Here is an 18,277-nt window from a genome sequence, read left to right on the forward strand (position 1 = left end):
CGGTCTTCCTTGTGGTTCGAGGGGGGATCAGGAGGTCAGCGCGGCGGCCCGGCGGTGCGGCGAACGCTCCGCGGCCGCCAGCGCGTCGGCCAGCCGGTCGACGACGGCGCTCGCCTGCTCGTCGGTGAGAGTGAGCGGGGGCAGCAGGCGGACCACGGCGCTGTGCCGGCCGCCGAGTTCGACGATGAGGCCGCGGTCCAGGCACTCCTGCTGGACGGCGCGGGCGAGGGACGGGTCCGGCGGCGGGGCCGGGGAGGGGTCGTCGGCCCCGGCCCGCGGGGGCGCGGCTTCGGGGTCCACCAGCTCCAGGCCGATCATCAGTCCGCGCCCCCGTACGTCGCCGATCCCCGGGTGGTCGACCCGCAACGTCCGCAGGCTGTCGAGCATCCGGGCCCCCAAGGCCGCCGCCCGGTCCGCCAGCCCGTTCTCCCGGACGTACGCGAGGGTGGCCGCGCCCGCCGCCATGGCGAGCTGGTTGCCACGAAACGTACCCGCGTGGGCCCCCGGCTGCCAGAGGTCCAGCTCAGAGCGGTAGACGATGACCGCGAGCGGGAGGGAGCCGCCGATCGCCTTGGAGAGGACCATGACGTCCGGGACGATCCCGCTGTGCTCGACGGCCCAGAAGGCGCCGGTCCGGCCGACGCCGGTCTGCACCTCGTCGGCGATGAGCGGGATGGACCGGGCACGGGTGATCTCGCGCATCCTGCGGAGCCAGGCGTCCGGGGCGGGGTTGACGCCGCCCTCGCCCTGGACCGGCTCCACGATCATCCCCGCCGGGGCCGGGACGCCGCCCTTCTCGTCGTCGAGCAGGTACTCCGTCCACCGGGCGGCGAGGGCGGCACCGCGCTCGCCGCCGACGCCGAACGGGCAGCGGTAGTCCTGCGGGAAGGGCAGCCGGGTCACCCTCACGTCCCCGGCGCCGCCCGACGCCTCCAGGGCCCCGGCCGTCATGCCGTGGTAGGCGCCGGTGAAGGTCAGCAAGCCCTCGCGGCCGGACGCGGCGCGGACCAGCTTGAACGCGGCCTCGACCGCGTCCGTGCCGGCGGGGCCGCAGAACTGGATGCGGGCGTTCTCCGCGAACTCGCGCGGCAGGGTGGCGAACAGCTCGGTGGTGAACGCGTCCTTGACCGGGGTGGCGAGGTCGAGCACATGGAGGGGGGCGCCGGAGTCGATGACCTTGCGGATGGCTTCGAGCACGACCGGGTGGTTGTGGCCGAGCGCCAGGGTGCCCGCGCCCGAGAGGCAGTCCAGATAGCGCCGCCCGTCCGCGCCCTCGATGGTGAGCCCGCGTGCCCGGACCGGGACGATCGGCAGGGACCGCGCGTAGGTGCGGGCGGCCGACTCGCGCAGCGACTGGCGGCGGAGGATGCCCTCGTGCACGGGGGGCGCGGAAGGCGGGGCCACCGGAGCGGGTTCGGTCACGGACACGACTCTTGATCCTCCTGCGGTAACAGTTGCGTCGCACGTCGGTACGGATGCACGCGGACGGAGTGCGGGGGTGAACGCTGTCCTGGTGTCCCCCGTACGTACCAACGACGCCGACCGCAAGGGATCACGGGTACACCCCCGCGTCCTTGCGGGAACGGAACCGCGGACCTGCCGCGTGTCGTCCCCGTCGGCACCGGCATAGTGGGGGCCGCACCAGGGCCGGAAACAGCTGCTCCACGGCCCCGGATTGTCCGAAATGCAGCACGGAGTACCGAGTGACGAAGTCCCAGGGGGATCACGAGATGCCAACCGTTCGCCCGACCGACAGCGCGCGCCGCGGCAGGCGCGTGCGCCGGATGCCCTCCGGTGTGCTCGCCGCCACGGCGGTCGCCGCCGTCCTGGCGCTCACCGCCACCGCCTGCGGCCCGGAGGAGGACAACGCGGGCGGCGCCACGCCCAGCGCCTCGACCGACCAGTCGTCCGACGGCAAGGTCACCATCCCGGACGACCTGAAGAACCGGCTCAAGGAGCACGGGATCGACCCGGACAAGTGGCGGGAGGGCGAGTGGAAGAACTGGGACAAGGACAAGTGGCTGCGTGAGGCCAAGGACTTCGTCAACCCGATCATCGAGGGGCTCTGGGACCCGGACCGGATGCGGGAGGCCGAGACGCCCCCGGAGGCCCCGGTCGACAACGACATCTCCGGCGACGACGGGGTGACGGACCCGACACCCGCCCCCGTCCGGGCGGCCGGGGTCGCGACGCCGTACCACGACAGCGCGCCGGAGTCCGGGAAGCTGCTCTTCGACGGCCCCCAGGGCTCGATGGTCTGCTCCGCGACCGTGGTGAAGGACCCGGCCAACCCCGGCAAGTCCAACATGGTGTGGACCGCCGGGCACTGCGTGCACGCGGGCAAGAAGGGCGGCTGGTACCGCAACATCGCCTTCGTCCCGTCGTACAACAACGACGGTCTGTCGCTCGCGGAGCTGGAGACCGCACCCAAGGAGAAGATCGCTCCCTACGGTGTGTGGTGGGGCCGGTGGGCCCAGACCTCCGAGCAGTGGATCACCGAGGGCGCGGCGACCGGCGGGCAGGGTGCCCCGTACGACTTCGCGGTGCTGCACGTGACGCCGGAGAAGGGCTCGACGGGCAAGTCGCTGGAGGAGACGGTCGGTTCGGCGCTGCCGGTCGAGTTCAACGCTCCGGCCGTCGCGCAGATCGCGGACATGACGGCCACCGGCTACCCGGCCGCGCCGCCGTTCGACGGGCAGAAGCTGCTCCAGTGCAAGGACAAGCCCGGCCGGCTGTCGGTCCGCCGGGACGAACCGACGATGTACCGCATCGGCTGCACGATGACCGGTGGTTCCTCCGGCGGCGGCTGGGTCGCTGCCGGGTCGGACGGCAGGCCCGCCCTGGTCTCGAACACCTCGATCGGCCCGGTCTCGGCGGGCTGGCTGGCCGGTCCCCGGCTGGGCAAGGAGGCCGAGGGCGTCTACCGCGCGGTCAGCGAGAAGTACGCCGGCCAGTAGGGCTCTGCCGCCCGGCCGACCACCGCGAACACCGTCCCGCCGCCCGGCGGGACGGTGTTCGGCGTTTCGGCGGGTACACGGAAGGCGACCGGGCACCGCGTTCCGTGCGGCCATGACGGAGAGGCAGGGTGATGACCGATTCCACGATGAGGGCGGTGGGCTGGGCGCGGTCCTTCCCCATGTCCCAAGGGGTACGGGCGGGACGGCACTGGGCGCGCGAGCACCTCGCGTCCCTGGAATGGGCCGAGGGCGCGCCCGACACGGTGGACTCGGTGCTCATCGCCGTCTCCGAGCTGATCACCAACGCGCACCGGCACGCCCACAGCGACGCCCAGCTCGTGCTGACCTGGGACAGCGTGTGCCTGCACGTCAGCGTGCACGACTCCAGTCCGCAGCCGCCCGCGCCGCGTGAGGCGGACGCCGGGGCGCTCGGCGGCCGGGGCATGGCCATCGTCGACGCGCTGGCCGACAGCTGGCACCACCATCCGCAGCGGGACGGCAAGACCGTGACCGCGTGCTTCGTGCCGCCGGGGTACGGGGACGCGGCGGGCGGTTCCGGTACGGCGGAGCGGGTGTGAACCGCGACGGCGGTACGGCGGGGCGGGCTGAACGACGGCCGTACGGCGGCACGACGGCAGGGGCGGGACCGGTGCCGGAACGGGCTGGAACGGGACGGCACCGGAGCGGGCGTGAACGCGAGGACGCCCGGCCGGGGTCTACCGGTCGGGCGTCCTCGTCACGGCCCGGGCCGCCGTACGGCGGTCAGTGCGGGTCAGTCAGTGCGCGGGCGTTCAGTGCGCGGCGGGGACGAACGTCCCCAGCTCCGCGGCCAGTTCCTCATGGACCTGGGCCTTGAGCAGGGTGCCTTCGGGGGTGTGCTCCTCGGAGAGGACCTCACCCTCGGCGTGCACCCGGGAGACCAGAGCCCCCTGGATGTACGGCACGAGCACCTCGATCTCGACGGACGGGCGCGGCAGCTCGGCGTCGATGAGCGCGAGCAGCTCGTCGACGCCCTCGCCGGTCCGGGCCGAGACCGCGATCGCGTACTTCTCGTTGCGCAGCAGCCGCTGGAGGACCAGTGGGTCCGCCGCGTCCGCCTTGTTGATCACGACGATCTCGCGCACGTCGACCGCGCCGACGTCCCGGATCACCTCGCGGACCGCGGCGAGCTGCTCCTCCGGCACCGGATGCGAGCCGTCCACCACGTGCAGGATGAGATCGGACTCCCCGACCTCCTCCATGGTGGAGCGGAACGCCTCGACCAGGTGGTGCGGCAGATGCCGGACGAACCCCACGGTGTCGGCCAGGGTGTAGATCCGGCCGCTCGGGGTCTCGGCCCGGCGCACGGTGGGGTCCAGGGTGGCGAACAGGGCGTTCTCCACCAGGACACCGGCGCCGGTGAGGCGGTTGAGCAGCGAGGACTTGCCCGCGTTGGTGTATCCGGCGATGGCGACGGAGGGCACCTTGTTGCGCTTGCGCTCCTGCCGCTTGATCTCGCGGCCGGTCTTCATCTCCGCGATCTCCCGGCGCATCTTCGCCATCTTCTCGCGGATCCGCCGCCGGTCCGTCTCGATCTTGGTCTCACCGGGACCACGGGTGGCCATGCCGCCACCGCCGCTGGAACCGCCGCCGCCCATCTGACGGGAGAGCGACTGACCCCAGCCGCGCAGCCGCGGCAGCATGTACTGCATCTGGGCCAGCGAGACCTGCGCCTTGCCCTCCCGGGACTTGGCGTGCTGGGCGAAGATGTCGAGGATGAGGGCGGTGCGGTCGACCACCTTCACCTTGACGACGTCCTCCAGATGAATCAGCTGGCCGGGGCTCAGCTCACCGTCGCAGACGACGGTGTCGGCGCCGGATTCGAGGACGATGTCCCGCAGCTCCAGCGCCTTGCCGGAACCGATGTAGGTCGCCGGGTCGGGCTTGTCACGCCGCTGGTACACCGCGTCCAGCACCTGGGCGCCGGCCGTCTCGGCGAGGGCGGCCAGCTCCGCGAGGGAGATTTCCGCGTCCCGCACGGTCCCCGAGGTCCAGACACCGACCAGCACGACGCGCTCCAGGCGCAGCTGCCGGTACTCGACCTCGGTGACGTCCTCGAGCTCCGTGGAGAGACCGGCGACGCGCCGCAGGGCGGCACGCTCGGAGCGGTCCAGCTGATCGCCGTCGCGCGCTCCGTCGATCTCCTGGCTCCAGGCGACGTCCTCTTCCATCAGGGCGTCGGCCCGGAGGCTCTCGGTGAGGCTCCCGGGGGTGTTCTCCGTGGCGCTCCGCGCGTCCTGCGCGTCCTGGGGAAGGGAAGAAGAGGAGGTCATTGGATCCTTACGTCGATAGAAGTCTTTACGTCAGTCACAACGCGTGATCTTTGCGGATGATTCCCGATCACCACCGCCGGGCGAGCCCGTGCGGTCCGCCGTACCGACCCGTCGATAGTGGCACGGCCCCATGGGGCCCGTCACGGGGGTTTCCCCCACGGTCACGACCGGGGGTTCGCCCTCGTGCTCACGGGGTGGCAGCGGTCCGGGCCGCCCGCCAGTCGGGGTGGCCGGGCATCGGCGGGGTCTTCTCCCCGTACAGCCACCCCTCGAAGAAGGCCGTCAGGTCCCGTCCGGCGATGCCGGAGGCCAGCCGGGTGAAGTCCTCGGTGGTCGCCGTGGAGTCCCGGTGGACGCGGACCCAGGCGCGCTGGAGCCGGTCGAAGGCCGCCTCTCCGATCTCCTGGCGCAGGGCGTAGAGGACCAGGGCGCTGCCGTCGTAGACGACCGGGCGGAAGAGGCTCAGCTTCTCCCCCTCGGCCGGACTGTCCGGGCGCGCCGGCGGGCCGCCGTCCGCCCGCCAGCCGTCGGAGAGCCGGTACGCCTCCCGCATCCGCCGCTCCAGGGTCACGCCCCCGCTCTCCTCGGCGTGCAGGGCCTCGTACCAGGTGGCGTGCCCCTCGTTGAGCCAGAGGTCGGACCAGGTGGCGGGCGAGACGCTGTTGCCGAACCACTGGTGGGCCAGCTCGTGGATCATCACGGAGTCGACGTACCACTCGGGGTAGGCGGGCTCCGTGAAGAACGACTTGCCGAAGAGCGAGAGCGTCTGGGTCTCCAGGGCGAAGCCGATGCGGCTGTCCGCGACGAGGACGCCGTACGCCTCGAAGGGATAGCGGCCGACCCGCCGCTCCATCCACTCCAGCTGGGCCGGGGTCTTCTCCAGCCAGGGCTCCATCTTCTCGCGGTCGGCGGCCGGGACGACGTCGCGCAGCGGCAGTCCGTGCGGGCCGGTGTGGTGGTGGACGTGGGAGCGGCCGATGGACACCTGGGCCAGCTCGGTGGCCATGGGGTGCTCGGTGCGGTACGTCCAGGTGGTGGTCGTGCCGTTGCGGGTGTGGCCCGCGGGCAGCCCGTTGGCGACGGCCGTGAGGTCCTTGGGGGCGGTGATACGGAAGGTGAAGTGCGCCTTGTCCGACGGGTGGTCGTTGCCGGGGAAGACCCGGTGGGCGGCGTCGGCCTGGTTGGCCATGGCGAGGCCGTCGGCGGTACGGATCCAGCCGCCGTTGCCCGCGGTGCCGGCCGGGTCGCTGGTGTGCCGGACGGTGATGTTGAGCGGGACGCCTGCGGGGAGGCGGCGGGGGGCCTGGACGACCAGGTCCTCGTTCTTGCTCCCGAAGTCGGCGGCCCGCCCGTTGACCTCGACGCCCTGGACGGTGCCCCGCGCGAAGTCGAGGTTGATCCGGTCCAGCGGTGCGGTGGTGCGGGCCGCGATCTTGGTGACGGCGTCCAGGGGCTTGGTGTTGCTGCCGTGGTACGTGAAGGCGATGTCGTACGCGAGGACGTCGTACCCGGGGTTGCCCAGCTCGGGGAAGAGCCGGTCGCCGATGCCCAGCGGCTCGGGGTCGGGCAGGGCGGCAGCGGCGACGAGGGTGAACGACGCGGTGGCCAGGAGGGCGGCGCGCAGACGGCGGGAGAGGTGCGGCATGGACTACCGCTATCAGCGCCGGGCGCACTCCCGGCGACGCCGCGCGCCGCACCACCCGAACGGGGCGGACACCGAGCCGCTCCGGTGACGGGTCGACCGGTGACGGTGCGCTGGTGGCCGGTCGGCCGGTGACCCGGGCACCTGGGGGGGCACCGGCCGGTGGCCGGACGGGTGGGTCAGCCCGTGGCGGCCGGGTGCTGGGCGCGGCTGACGTCGTAGACCCCGGCGACCTCGCGCATGGCCCGCATGAGCGCGGGCAGCCCCGCGGCGTCGGGGAGCTGGAGGGTGTAGGTGTGCCGGACCCGCTGCTCGCTGGGCGGTTCGACGGTGGCGGAGACGATGGCCGCGTCGGCCGTGGCGATCGCCTCGGTGAGGTCGGCCAGCAGCCGGGGCCGCCCGAAGGACTCCGCTACGAGGGTCACCCGGCAGCCCGCGGTGTCGCTCCCGCCGTCCTCGTCGCGCCAGCGGGCCGCGACGGGGGCGCGCCCGATCTCGCGCATCCGGGCGACGGCGGGGCACTCCCGGCGGTGCACGGTGACGGCGCCGCCCCGGACCACGATGCCGACCACCGCGTCCGGGGGCACCGGCGTGCAGCAGCCGGCCAGGCGGGTGGGGCTGTCGGGGCCGTCGACGACGACGCCCGCGGCGCCCGCCCGGGACCGGGTGCCGGCGGACGCGGCGGGCTGCGGACCGCCCGCCGCCGGTTCCGTACGGTCCTCGGCGCCGCCCGCCCGCCCGGCCCCGGGAGCCGGACCGTCGGAGTCCGCTCCTTCGGGGCAGGAGGGGTCGAAGACCCCGCCCTCCGGCCCCACTGCCTCCGGGTGCGCGGTGAGCCAGCCGCTGATCGCGATCCGGGCGGCGGGGGTGCGGGCGTGGTCGAGCCACTCGGGGGACGGCCCGGATGCGGTGTCCTGGGCGAGCAGGAGCTGCACGGTGTCGCCGTCGCTGAGGACGGTGCTCAGGGTGGCCAGACGGCCGTTGACCCGGGCTCCGATGCAGGCGTGCGCCCGCTCCCCGTGCTGGGCGTAGGCGGCGTCGACGCAGCTGGCCCCGGCGGGCAGGCCGAGGGTGCGGCCGTCGGTGCGGAAGACGGTGATCTCGCGGTCCTGGGCGAGGTCGGCGCGGAGCGTGGTCCAGAAGGTGTCCGGGTCGGTGGCGGACTCCTGCCAGTCCAGCAGCCGGGAGAGCCAGCCGGGCCGGGTCGGGTCGGCGCGCTCGTCGGACGGCTCGGCCTGCGGGGCGGCGGGTCCCTGGGCGTACGGGTTGCCCAGGGCGACGACGCCCGCCTCCGCGACCTTGTGCATCCGGTGCGTGCGGATGAGGACTTCGGCCACCGCGCCCCCAGGGCCGACGACGGCGGTGTGCAGCGACTGGTACAGGTTGAACTTGGGGGCGGCGATGAAATCTTTGAACTCGGAGACCACCGGAGTGAAGCAGGTGTGCAGCTCACCGAGGACCGCGTAGCAGTCGGCGTCCTCCGCGACCAGGACGAGCAGTCGCCCGAAGTCGGTGGGGCGCAGCTCGCCGCGCTTGCGGCGGACCCGGTGTACGGAGACGAAGTGGCGCGGCCTGATCAGGACTTCGGCGCTGATGCCCGCTTCCCGCAGGGTCGTGCGGACGTTGTCGGCGATGGCGGACAGAGGGTCCTCGCCACCCGTGGCACCGGCGATGAGAGCGCGGGTCTCCTCGTGCCCCTCGGGGTCCAGGATGGCGAAGACCAGGTCCTCCAGCTCGGTCTTGAGCGCCTGGACACCGAGGCGTTCGGCCAGCGGGATGAGGACGTCCCGGGTGACCTTGGCGATCCGGGCCTGCTTCTCGGGGCGCATCACGGTGAGGGTGCGCATGTTGTGCAGCCGGTCGGCCAGTTTGATCGACATGACCCGGACGTCGTTGCCGGTGGCGACGAGCATCTTGCGGAAGGTCTCGGGCTCGGCGGCGGCGCCGTAGTCGACCTTCTCCAGTTTGGTCACGCCGTCGACGAGGTAGCGGACCTCCTCGCCGAACTGCTCCCCCACCTGATCGAGCGTCACCTCGGTGTCCTCGACGGTGTCGTGGAGGAGGGAGGCGGTCAGGGTGGTGGTCTCGGCGCCCAGCTCCGCGAGGATCAGGGTGACGGCCAGCGGGTGCGTGATGTACGGCTCGCCGCTCTTGCGCATCTGGCCCCGGTGCGAGGACTCCGCGAGGACGTAGGCGCGGTGCAGGATGGCCAGGTCGGCGTCGGGGTGGTGGGCCCGGTGCGCGTCGGCGACATGGCTGATGGCCGCGGGCAGCCGGTCGCGGGGGACCGGGCCGAGCAGCGCCACCCGGCCCAGTCTGCGCAGATCGATCCGGGGCCGGCTCCGCCTGCGGGGCACAGCGGCGGGGTCGGCGGCCTCTGCACTCATGGGGGTACCTCCGGCAGCATCGACCGGCGGTGGGGAGGGCGGATGCCGCTCCGGGCCGGTGCTTGATGCTATCGACCCCACCACGAGGCGCAGTCCCGCTCTCGCCCAGCGTGAAACGGATCACCCATTCGAGCGAAGCCCGGACCGATCACCGTTTCGAGCCGGAGGTTCCGGGGCGTGCCGGCCGGTCAGCCGGTGGCCGTTTCCAGCCAGGCCGGGTCGAGGGTGCCCTCGGCGACGATCACGGCGGCGCCGGTCATGTCGACCGAACCGTCCGGATGCTCGGTGATGGTCAGGGTGCCGCCGGGGAGGTCCACCCGGTACGTCGCGGGGAGGCCGGTCACCGCGGGGTCCGTGCCGTCCCGGCGGGCGGCGGCGACGGCCACGGCGCAGGCGCCGGTGCCGCAGGAGCGGGTCTCGCCGGAGCCGCGCTCGTGGACGCGCATGGCGACGTGGCGCGGGCCCCGGTCGACGACGAACTCGACGTTGACGCCGTCCGGGTAGACCGCGGCGGGGCTGACCGGGGGCGCGGAGAGCAGGTCGCCCGCGTGGGCCAGGTCGTCGACGAAGGCGACCGCGTGCGGGTTGCCCATGTTGACGTTGCGGGAGGGCCAGCTGCGCTCCCCGACGGCGACCGCGGCGCTCTCCTCGGGAAGCAGGGCGCGCCCCATGGAGACGGTGATGTCGCCGTCCTTGGCGATGTGCACCTGCTTGACGCCGCCCCGGGTGGCGACGGCCAGGCCGCCCTGCTCGACGAGGCCCTCGCGCTGGAGGTAGCGGGCGAAGACGCGCACGCCGTTGCCGCACATCTCTGCGATGGAGCCGTCCGCGTTGCGGTAGTCCATGAACCACTCGGCCTCGGCGGCCATGTCCCGGGCCTCGGGGTGGGCGGCGGAGCGGACCACGTGCAGCACCCCGTCGGCGCCGATACCGGCCCGGCGGTCGCAGATCCGCGCGACGACGGGAGCGGGCAGCGCGAGGGCGTTGTCCGGGTCGGGGACGATCACGAAGTCGTTCTCGGTGCCGTGACCCTTGAGGAAGCTGATCCGCGAAGTGCTCGAAGTGCTCACAGGGCAACTGTACGAGCCGCCACCGACACTCCGCGAGGCCGGACCCGCCGGGAGGCTCCAGGGCGTGTCCCCTGAGGACGCCCCGGGCGGCCTCCAGGGCCCCTGAGGCCCCGGTACGGGCGGCCGAGTGAGCGCCCCGGAAGGCGCCCCGAGGACCGTCAGCGCAGTCGGGCCACGCGCCAGACCGCGAGGGCGACCAGTCCGGCGCCCACCGCCACGTACAACGCGATCACCCGCCAGTCGGGGCGGTCGCCGGAGCCCCGGGCGGGCAGGCCGGGCCAGGTGTGGCCGACGCGGCGGGCCGCCATCATGCCCCAGCCGGCCGCGCAGCAGCTGATCAGCAGCCCCAGCATGGCGACCACGGCACCGCCGTCCCCGAACTCGAAGGCGAGCGGGAAGGCGAACATCAGGGAGCCGACGGCGGCCAGCGTGACGATGGGCGCGAGCTGCCAGATCCGCAGCCTGCGGGCGGGCCGCAGCTCGACCTCGACCTCGGGGGCCACGTCCTGCCCGTCCGGACCGTCGGGCCCGTCAGGGCTCAGCCGCCCCGCGATCTGCCGCGGCGGCGGTACGTCGTGCTGCTCCGTGTCGCGAGGGCCGGCCTCCATCGCCACGCGCCCTCCCAACTCGGACTGCACTGGTGGATCGATGCTCGATGATGGCACGATCAGGGGTGCCTCATTGACGGCCGGAGCGTCCCGATGCCATCACGTGATCAGGCTGTGACCGCTCGTTCGATCAACGTCAGCGCCCGGTGCGGGAGTTCCTCCCGGTCACGGTGTCCGGCGCCGAGCCACCGCACCCGCGGGTCGCGGCGGAACCAGGAGTCCTGCCGGCGCGCGAAGCGCTTGGTGGCGCGCACGGTCTCGGCCCGCGCCTCCTCCTCGGTGCACTCCCCCGCGAGCGCGGCCAGGATCTGCTGGTAGCCCAGGGCCCGTGAGGCGGTGAGCCCCTCGCGCAGTCCGGCCGCCTCCAGGGCGCGCACCTCGTCGACGAGGCCCGCCTCCCACATCCGGTCGACGCGCAGGGCGATGCGCTCGTCCAGCTCGGGGCGCTCCACGTCGACGCCGATCTGGACGGCCTCGTAGACGGGCTTCTCGCCGGGGAGGTTGGCGGTGAAGGGCTTGCCGGTGATCTCGACGACCTCCAGGGCGCGGACGATCCTGCGGCCGTTGCCGGCCAGGATGGAGCGCGCGGCGTCGGGGTCGACCGCGGCGAGCCGCTGGTGGAGGAAGCCGGAGCCGCGCTCGGCCAGCTCCTGTTCGAGGCGGGCGCGCACCTCGGGGTCCGTACCGGGGAACTCCAGGGCGTCGATGGCGCCCTTCACGTACAGCCCGGAGCCGCCGACCAGGATCGGCGTACGGCCTTCGGCGAGCAGCCGGTCGATCTCCAGCCGGGCCAGGCGCTGGTACTCGGCGACGCTGGCGGCCTCGGTGATCTCCCAGACGTCCAGCAGATGGTGCGGAACGCCCGCGCGCTCGGCGGGCGTCATCTTCGCCGTACCGATGTCCATCCCGCGGTAGAGCTGCATGGAGTCGGCGTTGATCACCTCACCGCCGAGTTCCCGGGCGAGGAAGACCCCCAGATCGGATTTTCCGGCCGCGGTGGGGCCGACGACGGTGATGACACGGGGGGCTGAAGCGGGACGGTTCACCGGAACAGTCTCCCAAACCCCCCGGGCCCTCCCGCACGTCCCCGGGCCCGGGAGCCGTCAGGGAAACGCTGGCGGCCGAGTGAAGTCGGCAGGAAAGGGCAGGTGACGGACAATGGGGGGCGGGAGAACGCTCCCGCAGACCGTCCTCACTGCACGGAAGGTGACCCCATGGGGCTCCTGGACAACCTCAAGGCCAAGCTGGCACCGGCCAAGGAAAAGGTCGGCGACCTCGCGCAGCAGCACGGGGACAAGATCGGGCAGGGCCTCGACAAGGCCGCGCGCACGGTCGACGAGAAGACCAAGGGCAAGTACAGCGACAAGATCGACTCGGGTACGCGCAAGGCCAAGGAGGCCGTGGACAAACTGGGCAACAAGGACGGCGGCACCCCCGGCGGCACCCCTGGCGCCACCCCGCCCCCGACGCCGCCCGCCTCCTGACCCGGTCGGCGGGTACGACATGCCCGATGGCGGCACCGGAGCCTTCCGGTGCCGCCATCGGTTGCGTTCAGGACCAGGCGGCGACGGTGTAGCCGACTCCGTAGGGCGCGTCCTCGTACAGCAGCCGCCCGCCGAGACCCGCACCCTGTGCGGCACCGCCGAGGAACTGCCAGGGGGCTCGGCCGGCCGCCTTGAGTTCGTACGCGAGTGTCTCGTCCAGGGCGTCGAGTGCGGCGAGGTCCGCCGCGCCCAGCGCCTGGGTGACCCGGGCGTCGAAGGCCTCGGCCCGCTCGTCCAGATAGCCGGGCGCCTTCACCGTGCGGCAGGCACTGCCGTCGCCCATCACGAGGAGCGCGACACGGTCGGCGCGGGCGGCCAGCTCCTGCCCGGCCCGGGCGCACTTGTCGGCGGGGGCGCGCCCGTCCACCGCGAGCGCCTCGACCGGCGCGCCCGTCCAGCGGGCCCGCTCCAGCAGCCAGGCGCCGACCGCGAGGGAGTCCGGCAGCCGCGGCCCCGGTGCGGCCGGGTCCGGCGCGCCCAGGGTCACGTCGAGAGCGACGCCGAAACCGCGGAAGGAGCCGTACGCGCCTGCCGGGTACGCCCCGGCGGTCCGGTCGTCCCCCGGCCCCACGACCACGAGCAGGTCGGGGCGGGAGGCGGCGAGCACCCCCACGGCGTCGAGGCACGCGGCCCGCGCGGGGTCGAGTTCGGGCGCGGCCCCGGCGGCGACCTCGGGCACCAGGAGCGGCGGACAGGGACACACGGCGGCGGCGACAAGCATGCCGGTCAGCGTACTGGGCGGGGGAGACAGCTCTCCGCGCCGCCGTACAGCGCTCCCGGCCCGCCCTTCCTGACCGGCCCGACGGTTCGCCGGCCCGGCACGGCCCCCCGCCGCCCGCGTACGGTCAGCCGATCCCGCAGGCCGGGGCCGAGGCCGCCGGGAGCGGGGCCGGGGCACCGATGGTGGGGAGGCCGAGCATCACCCCGGCCGGCTTGGCGGCGGCGGCCGTGGTGCGCTTCTCCCAGGCGTCGCCCGCACGCGTGGACCGTACGGCGAGCGGGGTGCCCTCCGCGAGGAGGTGGTGCGGGGCTGCGTAGGTGACCTCGACGGTCACCACGTCACCGGGGCGCACGGGCTGCTCGGGCTGGGTGAAGTGGACCAGGCGGTTGTCGGGGGCACGGCCGGACAGACGCTGGGTGGCGCCGTCCTTGCGCCCCTCGCCCTCCGCGACCATGACGTCCAGGGTGCGGCCGACCTGCTTCTTGTTCTCGTCCCAGGAGATCTGCTCCTGGAGGGCGGCCAGGCGCATGTACCGCTCCTGCACGACCTCCTTGGGGATCTGGCCCTCCATCTCGGCGGCCGGGGTCCCGGGGCGCTTGGAGTACTGGAAGGTGAACGCGTTGGCGAACCGGGCCTCGCGGACCGCGTGCATCGTCTGCTCGAAGTCCTCCTCGGTCTCGCCGGGGAAGCCGACGATGATGTCGGTGGAGATGGCGGCGTCCGGCATGGCGGCGCGCACCTTCTCGATGATGCCGAGGAAGCGCTCCTGGCGGTAGGAGCGGCGCATCGCCTTGAGGATGCGGTCGGAACCGGACTGCATCGGCATGTGGAGCTGCGGCATCACGTTGGGCGTCTCGGCCATGGCGGCGATGACGTCGTCGGTGAAGTCGCGGGGGTGCGGCGAGGTGAAGCGGACGCGCTCCAGACCCTCGATCCTGCCGCAGGCGCGCAGCAGCTTGGAGAATGCCTCGCGGTCACCGATGTCGGAGCCGTACGCGTTGACGTTCTGGCCGAGCAGGGTGATCTCGGAGACGCCCTCGGCGACCAGGGCCTCGATCTCGGCCAGGATGTCGCCCGTGCGGCGGTCCTTCTCCTTGCCGCGGAGGGCCGGGACGATGCAGAAGGTGCAGGTGTTGTTGCAGCCGACGGAGATGGAGACCCACGCGGCGTAGGCGGACTCGCGGCGGGTGGGGAGCGTGGAGGGGAAGGCTTCCAGCGACTCGGCGATCTCGATCTGCGCCTCCTCCTGGATGCGGGCGCGCTCCAGCAGCACGGGCAGCTTGCCGATGTTGTGCGTGCCGAAGACGACGTCCACCCAGGGGGCGCGCTTGACGATGGTGTCGCGGTCCTTCTGGGCCAGGCAGCCGCCGACGGCGATCTGCATGCCGGGGCGCTTGGTCTTCATGGGGGCGAGGCGGCCGAGGTTGCCGTAGAGCTTGTTGTCGGCGTTCTCCCGTACCGCGCAGGTGTTGAAGACGACGACGTCGGCGTCGCCGTCGGCGCCCTCGGGGGCGCGGACGTAACCGGCGTCCTCCAGGAGACCCGACAGCCGTTCGGAGTCGTGGACGTTCATCTGGCACCCGTAGGTGCGCACCTCGTAGCTCTTCTGGACGTCCACTGCTTCGCTCCGGTTGCCGCTGCTCATGTGACCAGGGTAGGCGGTGGCCGGGTGCGCCCCGGCCCCTGCCCGGCCGGGCCTGGTCACCGGGGCGGTGAGCTGGCAGGATCGCGCGCATGCTCCCTGCTCTGTCCCGATTCGACCGCTGGCGCGCCCTTCGGACGGGCGTCGTCCTCGCGGTCGTGCTCGGGCTGCTCGCGTGGTGGCTCCTCCCGCTGGGTGAGCGGGCGCCGAGCGGCACTCTGACCTTCTCCACGGGGGTGCCGAGCGGGGTCTACCAGCGGTACGGGGAACGGCTGGAAGGCGCCCTTGCCAAGGACATGCCCGAGGTCTCCATAAAGCTCCTCACCAGCGAAGGGTCCCAGCAGAACCTGGCGCGGGTGGCGACGGGGAAGGCGGACTTCACCATCGCCACCGCCGACGCCGTGGCGACCTACGTGCGCGACGGCAGGCCCGGGGCCCATCTGCTGCGGGGCTGTGTGCGGCTCTACGACGACTACGTGCAGCTGGTGGTCCCGCGCGACTCCGACATCGCGAGCGTGGCCGATCTGCGGGGCAGGCGGGTCGGTGTGGGCCAGGAGGGCTCCGGGGTCCGGCTGGTCGCGGACCGGCTGCTGAACGCGGCGGGGGTCCATCCGCAGCGGGACCTGACCGCCGTCTCGGCGGGAATCAACACGATGCCGGACCGGCTGGTCTCCGGGGATCTCGACGCCTTCTTCTGGTCCGGCGGGCTGCCGACGGGGGCTGTGCACGAGCTGTCGCAGCGGTTCGCGATCAAGCTGGTCCCGCTGGAGGAGGAGCTGGTCAAGGAGTTGCAGTCGAACGGCGGCTCCGCCCGCTACTACCGGTCGGCCACGATGCCCGCCGACGCCTACCGCTACGCCCAGCGGGGCATATCGGTGCCCACGGTGGCGGTGGCCAATCTGCTCATCACCACGGAACGTATCGATCCGGCCATGGCCGAGGCCTTCACCCGGACCGTGATCAACAGCCGGGACGGGATCGGCCGCGAGGTGCACGCGGCCCAGCTGGTGGATCTGCGGACGGCGATCTACACCGACCCGCTGACCGTGCACGAAGGGGCCAGGCGCTACTACCGCTCGGTCAAGCCCTGAGGCCACCGCCCGGTGGCTACCGCTCGGCAGGGCCCTGGCGTCCGGCGGTGGACGGCTGCTCGCGCGGCACGGAGAGCGTCACCCGCAGGCCGTGCGGCTCATGGCGCCCGTAGGCGATCGAGCCGCCTCCCGCCGCGAGCAGTACGCGGGAGATGGAGAGGCCGAGGCCGGACCCGCTGACGTTCTGGTGGCGGGCGCTGCGCCAGAAGCGGTCCCCGACGCGCTCCAGCTCCTGGTCGGTGAGGCCGGGCCCCCGGTCGGCGACCACGACGGTCACCGCGGTGGGCCCCGGGGTGACCGTGACCCGGACGTCCTGCCCGGCCGGGGTGAACTTCAGGGCGTTGTCGATGACCGCGTCCAGTGCGCTGGAGAGCGCCACCGGGTCGGCCCAGGCGGTGGCGGCGGGCGCCCCGTCCTGGAAGAGGTGGACGCCCTTCTCGTCCGCCATCGGGCGCCAGGAGGCGACGCGGTCGGCGGTGAGCGGGACGATGTCGGTGAGCTGGAGGTCGGCCTCGGTGTGTTCGGCCAGCGCCAGGCCGAGCAGATCGTCCAGGACCCGGGCCAGCCGCTTGCCCTCGGTCCGTACGGCGGCGATCTCCTCGTTGCCCTCGGGCAGCTCCAGGGCGAGCAGCTCGATGCGCAGCAGGAGCGCGGCGAGCGGGTTGCGCAGCTGGTGGGAGGCGTCGGCGACGAAGGCGCGCTGCTGTTCCAGGACGTCCTCGACGTTGTCGGCCATCTCGTTGAAGGACCGGGCCAGCCGCCGCAGCTCCGGCGGTCCGCCCGCGGCGGCGACCCGTGAGCGCATGCGGCCGACGGCGATGTCGTGGGTGGCCGCGTCCAGGACCCGGACCGGCAGCAGCACCCAGCCGGTGAGCCGGACGGCGGCGCCGACGGCGACCAGCATCGCCAGGGCCTCCCCGACCGCGATCAGCAGCCAGGTCCGCAGGATCCGGGCGCGCATCTCGTCGGTGGGCGAGTCGATGACGACCACGGCGACCACGTCACCGTCGCGCACGACGGGCGAGGCGACGACGACCCGGCCGTCCTGCCAGGGCCACACCTGCGGGGGATCGTGCGAACGGCGGCCGAGCAGCGCCTCGTTGAAGGCGGTGCGCCCCTCCCCCTCGGACGGCAGCATCCAGCCGTCCGGGGCCTTCGCCAGGGCCAGGTCGTTGCGGTAGAAGACGCCGGCCCGGATCCCGTACACGGAGGCGTAGACCTCCAGGTCGGTGGCGAGGGTGAGCCGGCGCTCGTCGTAGGCGGGGACGGTGTCGGTGATGGGCTGGGCGAGAGCGGCGAACCGGGCGGTGTCGTCGATCCGGTCGATCACCAGCCGCTGCTGCTCGGCGGCGGCCACACTCACCGCGAGCGGGAAGCCCAGGGTGACCAGGACGGCCGCCATGAGCGTGATGAGCAGCGGAAGGAGACGGGTGCGCACCGGGGGCGTACCGGCCCGTCACGCGGACGGCGCGACGAGCCGGTAGCCGACCCCCCGCACGGTCTCGATGAGGGAGGGCAGCCGCAGCTTGGACCGGAGCGAGGCCACGTGCACCTCCAGGGTGCGCCCGGTCCCCTCCCAGCTGGTGCGCCAGACCTCGCTGATGATCTGCTCGCGGCGGAAGACCACACCGGGCCGCTGCGCGAGGAGGGCCAGGAGGTCGAACTCCTTGCGGGTGAGCTGGACTTCGGCGCCGTCGACGCTGACGCGCCGGGTGGGCAGCTCGATCGCGACGGATCCCAGCCGCAGGGCGGCGACCGGGGTCGGGGCGGTGTCCTCGGTGCCGGTGGTGCGCCGCGCGACCGCGTGGATACGGGCGAGCAGCTCGCCGGTGTCGTACGGCTTGGTGACGTAGTCGTCGGCGCCGAGGTTGAGCCCGTGGATGCGGGAGCGCACGTCGGCGCGGGCGGTCACCATGATCACCGGGGTCGCGGTGCGCTTGCGGATCTTGCCGCACACCTCGTAACCGTCCTGGTCGGGCAGGCCGAGGTCGAGGAGGACGACCCCGAAGGGCTCCCTCTCGGCAGGCAGCAGCGCGCGCAGCGCCTCCTCGCCGTTGCGGGCGTGCACGACCTGGAAGCCGTGCCGGGCGAGCACGGCGGACAGGGCCGCCGCCACATGGTCGTCGTCCTCGACGAGCAGCAGTCTCATGGCCCTCCTCTCCGTCCCCCGGGCCTCGAGGCTTTCCCGGACTCGTTCACGTGGACCGGCTTCCCCTTCCGCGCGATGGCGTTTCACCGCTTTCGTCGGCGCTTCGCTCGTTTCGCCGCACAGGGCATCCACTCCGATGACGGGCACGCCAGTC

The 18,277-nt window shown here is 73.2% G+C and carries 15 protein-coding genes; 4 read left to right on the plus strand and 11 right to left on the minus strand.

What is annotated here, in order from left to right; translation table 11 throughout:
• Positions 1 to 27 precede the first annotated feature (27 nt).
• Positions 28 to 1,428: a diaminobutyrate--2-oxoglutarate transaminase family protein gene (locus tag AC0682_RS22035; RefSeq protein ID WP_478534763.1), complete on the minus strand. Its 1,401-nt coding sequence runs from the start codon at positions 1,426 to 1,428 to the stop codon at positions 28 to 30.
• Positions 1,429 to 1,784: 356 nt separating this feature from the next.
• Between AC0682_RS22035 and AC0682_RS22040 the strand changes: the two genes are divergently transcribed.
• Positions 1,785 to 2,957 carry a trypsin-like serine peptidase gene (locus AC0682_RS22040; RefSeq protein WP_254813179.1) on the plus strand — a complete coding sequence of 391 codons (1,173 nt, stop codon included), beginning with the start codon at positions 1,785 to 1,787 and terminating at the stop codon, positions 2,955 to 2,957.
• Positions 2,958 to 3,088: 131 nt separating this feature from the next.
• Positions 3,089 to 3,535 carry an ATP-binding protein gene (locus tag AC0682_RS22045; RefSeq protein ID WP_478534764.1) on the plus strand — a complete coding sequence of 149 codons (447 nt, stop codon included), beginning with the start codon at positions 3,089 to 3,091 and terminating at the stop codon, positions 3,533 to 3,535.
• Positions 3,536 to 3,748: 213 nt separating this feature from the next.
• Here the strand turns inward: AC0682_RS22045 and hflX are convergent, their stop codons facing one another.
• From hflX to miaA, 6 genes are all read right to left on the minus strand, one after another.
• Complete coding sequence (hflX, locus tag AC0682_RS22050) at positions 3,749 to 5,269, minus strand: GTPase HflX (RefSeq protein ID WP_254811509.1); 1,521 nt, start codon at positions 5,267 to 5,269, stop codon at positions 3,749 to 3,751.
• A 187-nt stretch (positions 5,270 to 5,456) separates the two neighbouring features.
• On the minus strand, positions 5,457 to 6,914 hold the full coding sequence (locus AC0682_RS22055) for a M1 family metallopeptidase (protein ID WP_478534765.1): 1,458 nt from the start codon (positions 6,912 to 6,914) through the stop codon (positions 5,457 to 5,459).
• 176 nt (positions 6,915 to 7,090) lie between these two features.
• Complete coding sequence (locus tag AC0682_RS22060; protein ID WP_254811511.1) at positions 7,091 to 9,298, minus strand: RelA/SpoT family protein; 2,208 nt, start codon at positions 9,296 to 9,298, stop codon at positions 7,091 to 7,093.
• Between the two features lie 188 nt (positions 9,299 to 9,486).
• A complete protein-coding gene (gene dapF / locus AC0682_RS22065; RefSeq protein ID WP_478534766.1) occupies positions 9,487 to 10,368 on the minus strand; it encodes a diaminopimelate epimerase in 882 nt (293 codons plus the stop codon).
• Positions 10,369 to 10,526: 158 nt separating this feature from the next.
• Entirely contained in the window at positions 10,527 to 10,976 is a 450-nt protein-coding gene (locus AC0682_RS22070) for a hypothetical protein (protein WP_254811513.1), read from the minus strand.
• A gap of 107 nt (positions 10,977 to 11,083) precedes the next feature.
• Complete coding sequence (miaA, locus tag AC0682_RS22075; RefSeq protein WP_254811514.1) at positions 11,084 to 12,022, minus strand: tRNA (adenosine(37)-N6)-dimethylallyltransferase MiaA; 939 nt, start codon at positions 12,020 to 12,022, stop codon at positions 11,084 to 11,086.
• Positions 12,023 to 12,190: 168 nt separating this feature from the next.
• On the opposite strand from miaA, the gene AC0682_RS22080 reads away from it, so the two are divergent.
• On the plus strand, positions 12,191 to 12,460 hold the full coding sequence (locus AC0682_RS22080; RefSeq protein ID WP_254811515.1) for an antitoxin: 270 nt from the start codon (positions 12,191 to 12,193) through the stop codon (positions 12,458 to 12,460).
• Between the two features lie 67 nt (positions 12,461 to 12,527).
• Here AC0682_RS22080 and AC0682_RS22085 read toward each other — a convergent pair whose 3' ends face one another.
• Together AC0682_RS22085 and miaB are read right to left on the minus strand one after the other, a co-directional pair.
• A complete protein-coding gene (locus AC0682_RS22085) occupies positions 12,528 to 13,241 on the minus strand; it encodes a class III extradiol dioxygenase subunit B-like domain-containing protein (protein ID WP_478534767.1) in 714 nt (237 codons plus the stop codon).
• A gap of 124 nt (positions 13,242 to 13,365) precedes the next feature.
• Entirely contained in the window at positions 13,366 to 14,886 is a 1,521-nt protein-coding gene (gene miaB, locus AC0682_RS22090) for a tRNA (N6-isopentenyl adenosine(37)-C2)-methylthiotransferase MiaB (protein WP_478534768.1), read from the minus strand.
• Positions 14,887 to 14,975: 89 nt separating this feature from the next.
• Between miaB and AC0682_RS22095 the strand changes: the two genes are divergently transcribed.
• Positions 14,976 to 15,974, plus strand: coding sequence for a TAXI family TRAP transporter solute-binding subunit (locus tag AC0682_RS22095; protein WP_254811518.1), 999 nt, complete (start codon positions 14,976 to 14,978; stop codon positions 15,972 to 15,974).
• Positions 15,975 to 15,990: 16 nt separating this feature from the next.
• On the opposite strand, the gene AC0682_RS22100 is transcribed toward AC0682_RS22095, so the two are convergent.
• Both AC0682_RS22100 and AC0682_RS22105 read right to left on the minus strand, forming a co-directional pair.
• On the minus strand, positions 15,991 to 17,412 hold the full coding sequence (locus tag AC0682_RS22100; protein WP_478534769.1) for a sensor histidine kinase: 1,422 nt from the start codon (positions 17,410 to 17,412) through the stop codon (positions 15,991 to 15,993).
• A gap of 18 nt (positions 17,413 to 17,430) precedes the next feature.
• The gene (locus AC0682_RS22105; protein WP_478534770.1) at positions 17,431 to 18,123 is read right to left on the minus strand and encodes a response regulator transcription factor; all 693 of its coding nucleotides are present in this window, start codon (positions 18,121 to 18,123) and stop codon (positions 17,431 to 17,433) included.
• Between the last annotated feature and the right edge of the window lie 154 nt (positions 18,124 to 18,277).

Source organism: Streptomyces sp. NPDC043746, assembly GCF_056436485.1.

Coding starts and splice junctions, on each gene's coding strand:
- AC0682_RS22040 (WP_254813179.1), top strand. CDS start 1,785: ATGCCCTCCGGTGTGCTCGCCGCCACGGCGGTCGCCGCCGTCCTGGCG.
- AC0682_RS22045 (WP_478534764.1), top strand. CDS start 3,089: ATGACCGATTCCACGATGAGGGCGGTGGGCTGGGCGCGGTCCTTCCCC.
- hflX (WP_254811509.1), bottom strand. CDS start 5,269: ATGACCTCCTCTTCTTCCCTTCCCCAGGACGCGCAGGACGCGCGGAGC.
- AC0682_RS22055 (WP_478534765.1), bottom strand. CDS start 6,914: ATGCCGCACCTCTCCCGCCGTCTGCGCGCCGCCCTCCTGGCCACCGCG.
- AC0682_RS22060 (WP_254811511.1), bottom strand. CDS start 9,298: ATGAGTGCAGAGGCCGCCGACCCCGCCGCTGTGCCCCGCAGGCGGAGC.
- AC0682_RS22070 (WP_254811513.1), bottom strand. CDS start 10,976: ATGGAGGCCGGCCCTCGCGACACGGAGCAGCACGACGTACCGCCGCCG.
- AC0682_RS22080 (WP_254811515.1), top strand. CDS start 12,191: ATGGGGCTCCTGGACAACCTCAAGGCCAAGCTGGCACCGGCCAAGGAA.
- AC0682_RS22085 (WP_478534767.1), bottom strand. CDS start 13,241: ATGCTTGTCGCCGCCGCCGTGTGTCCCTGTCCGCCGCTCCTGGTGCCC.
- miaB (WP_478534768.1), bottom strand. CDS start 14,886: ATGAGCAGCGGCAACCGGAGCGAAGCAGTGGACGTCCAGAAGAGCTAC.
- AC0682_RS22095 (WP_254811518.1), top strand. CDS start 14,976: ATGCTCCCTGCTCTGTCCCGATTCGACCGCTGGCGCGCCCTTCGGACG.
- AC0682_RS22105 (WP_478534770.1), bottom strand. CDS start 18,123: ATGAGACTGCTGCTCGTCGAGGACGACGACCATGTGGCGGCGGCCCTG.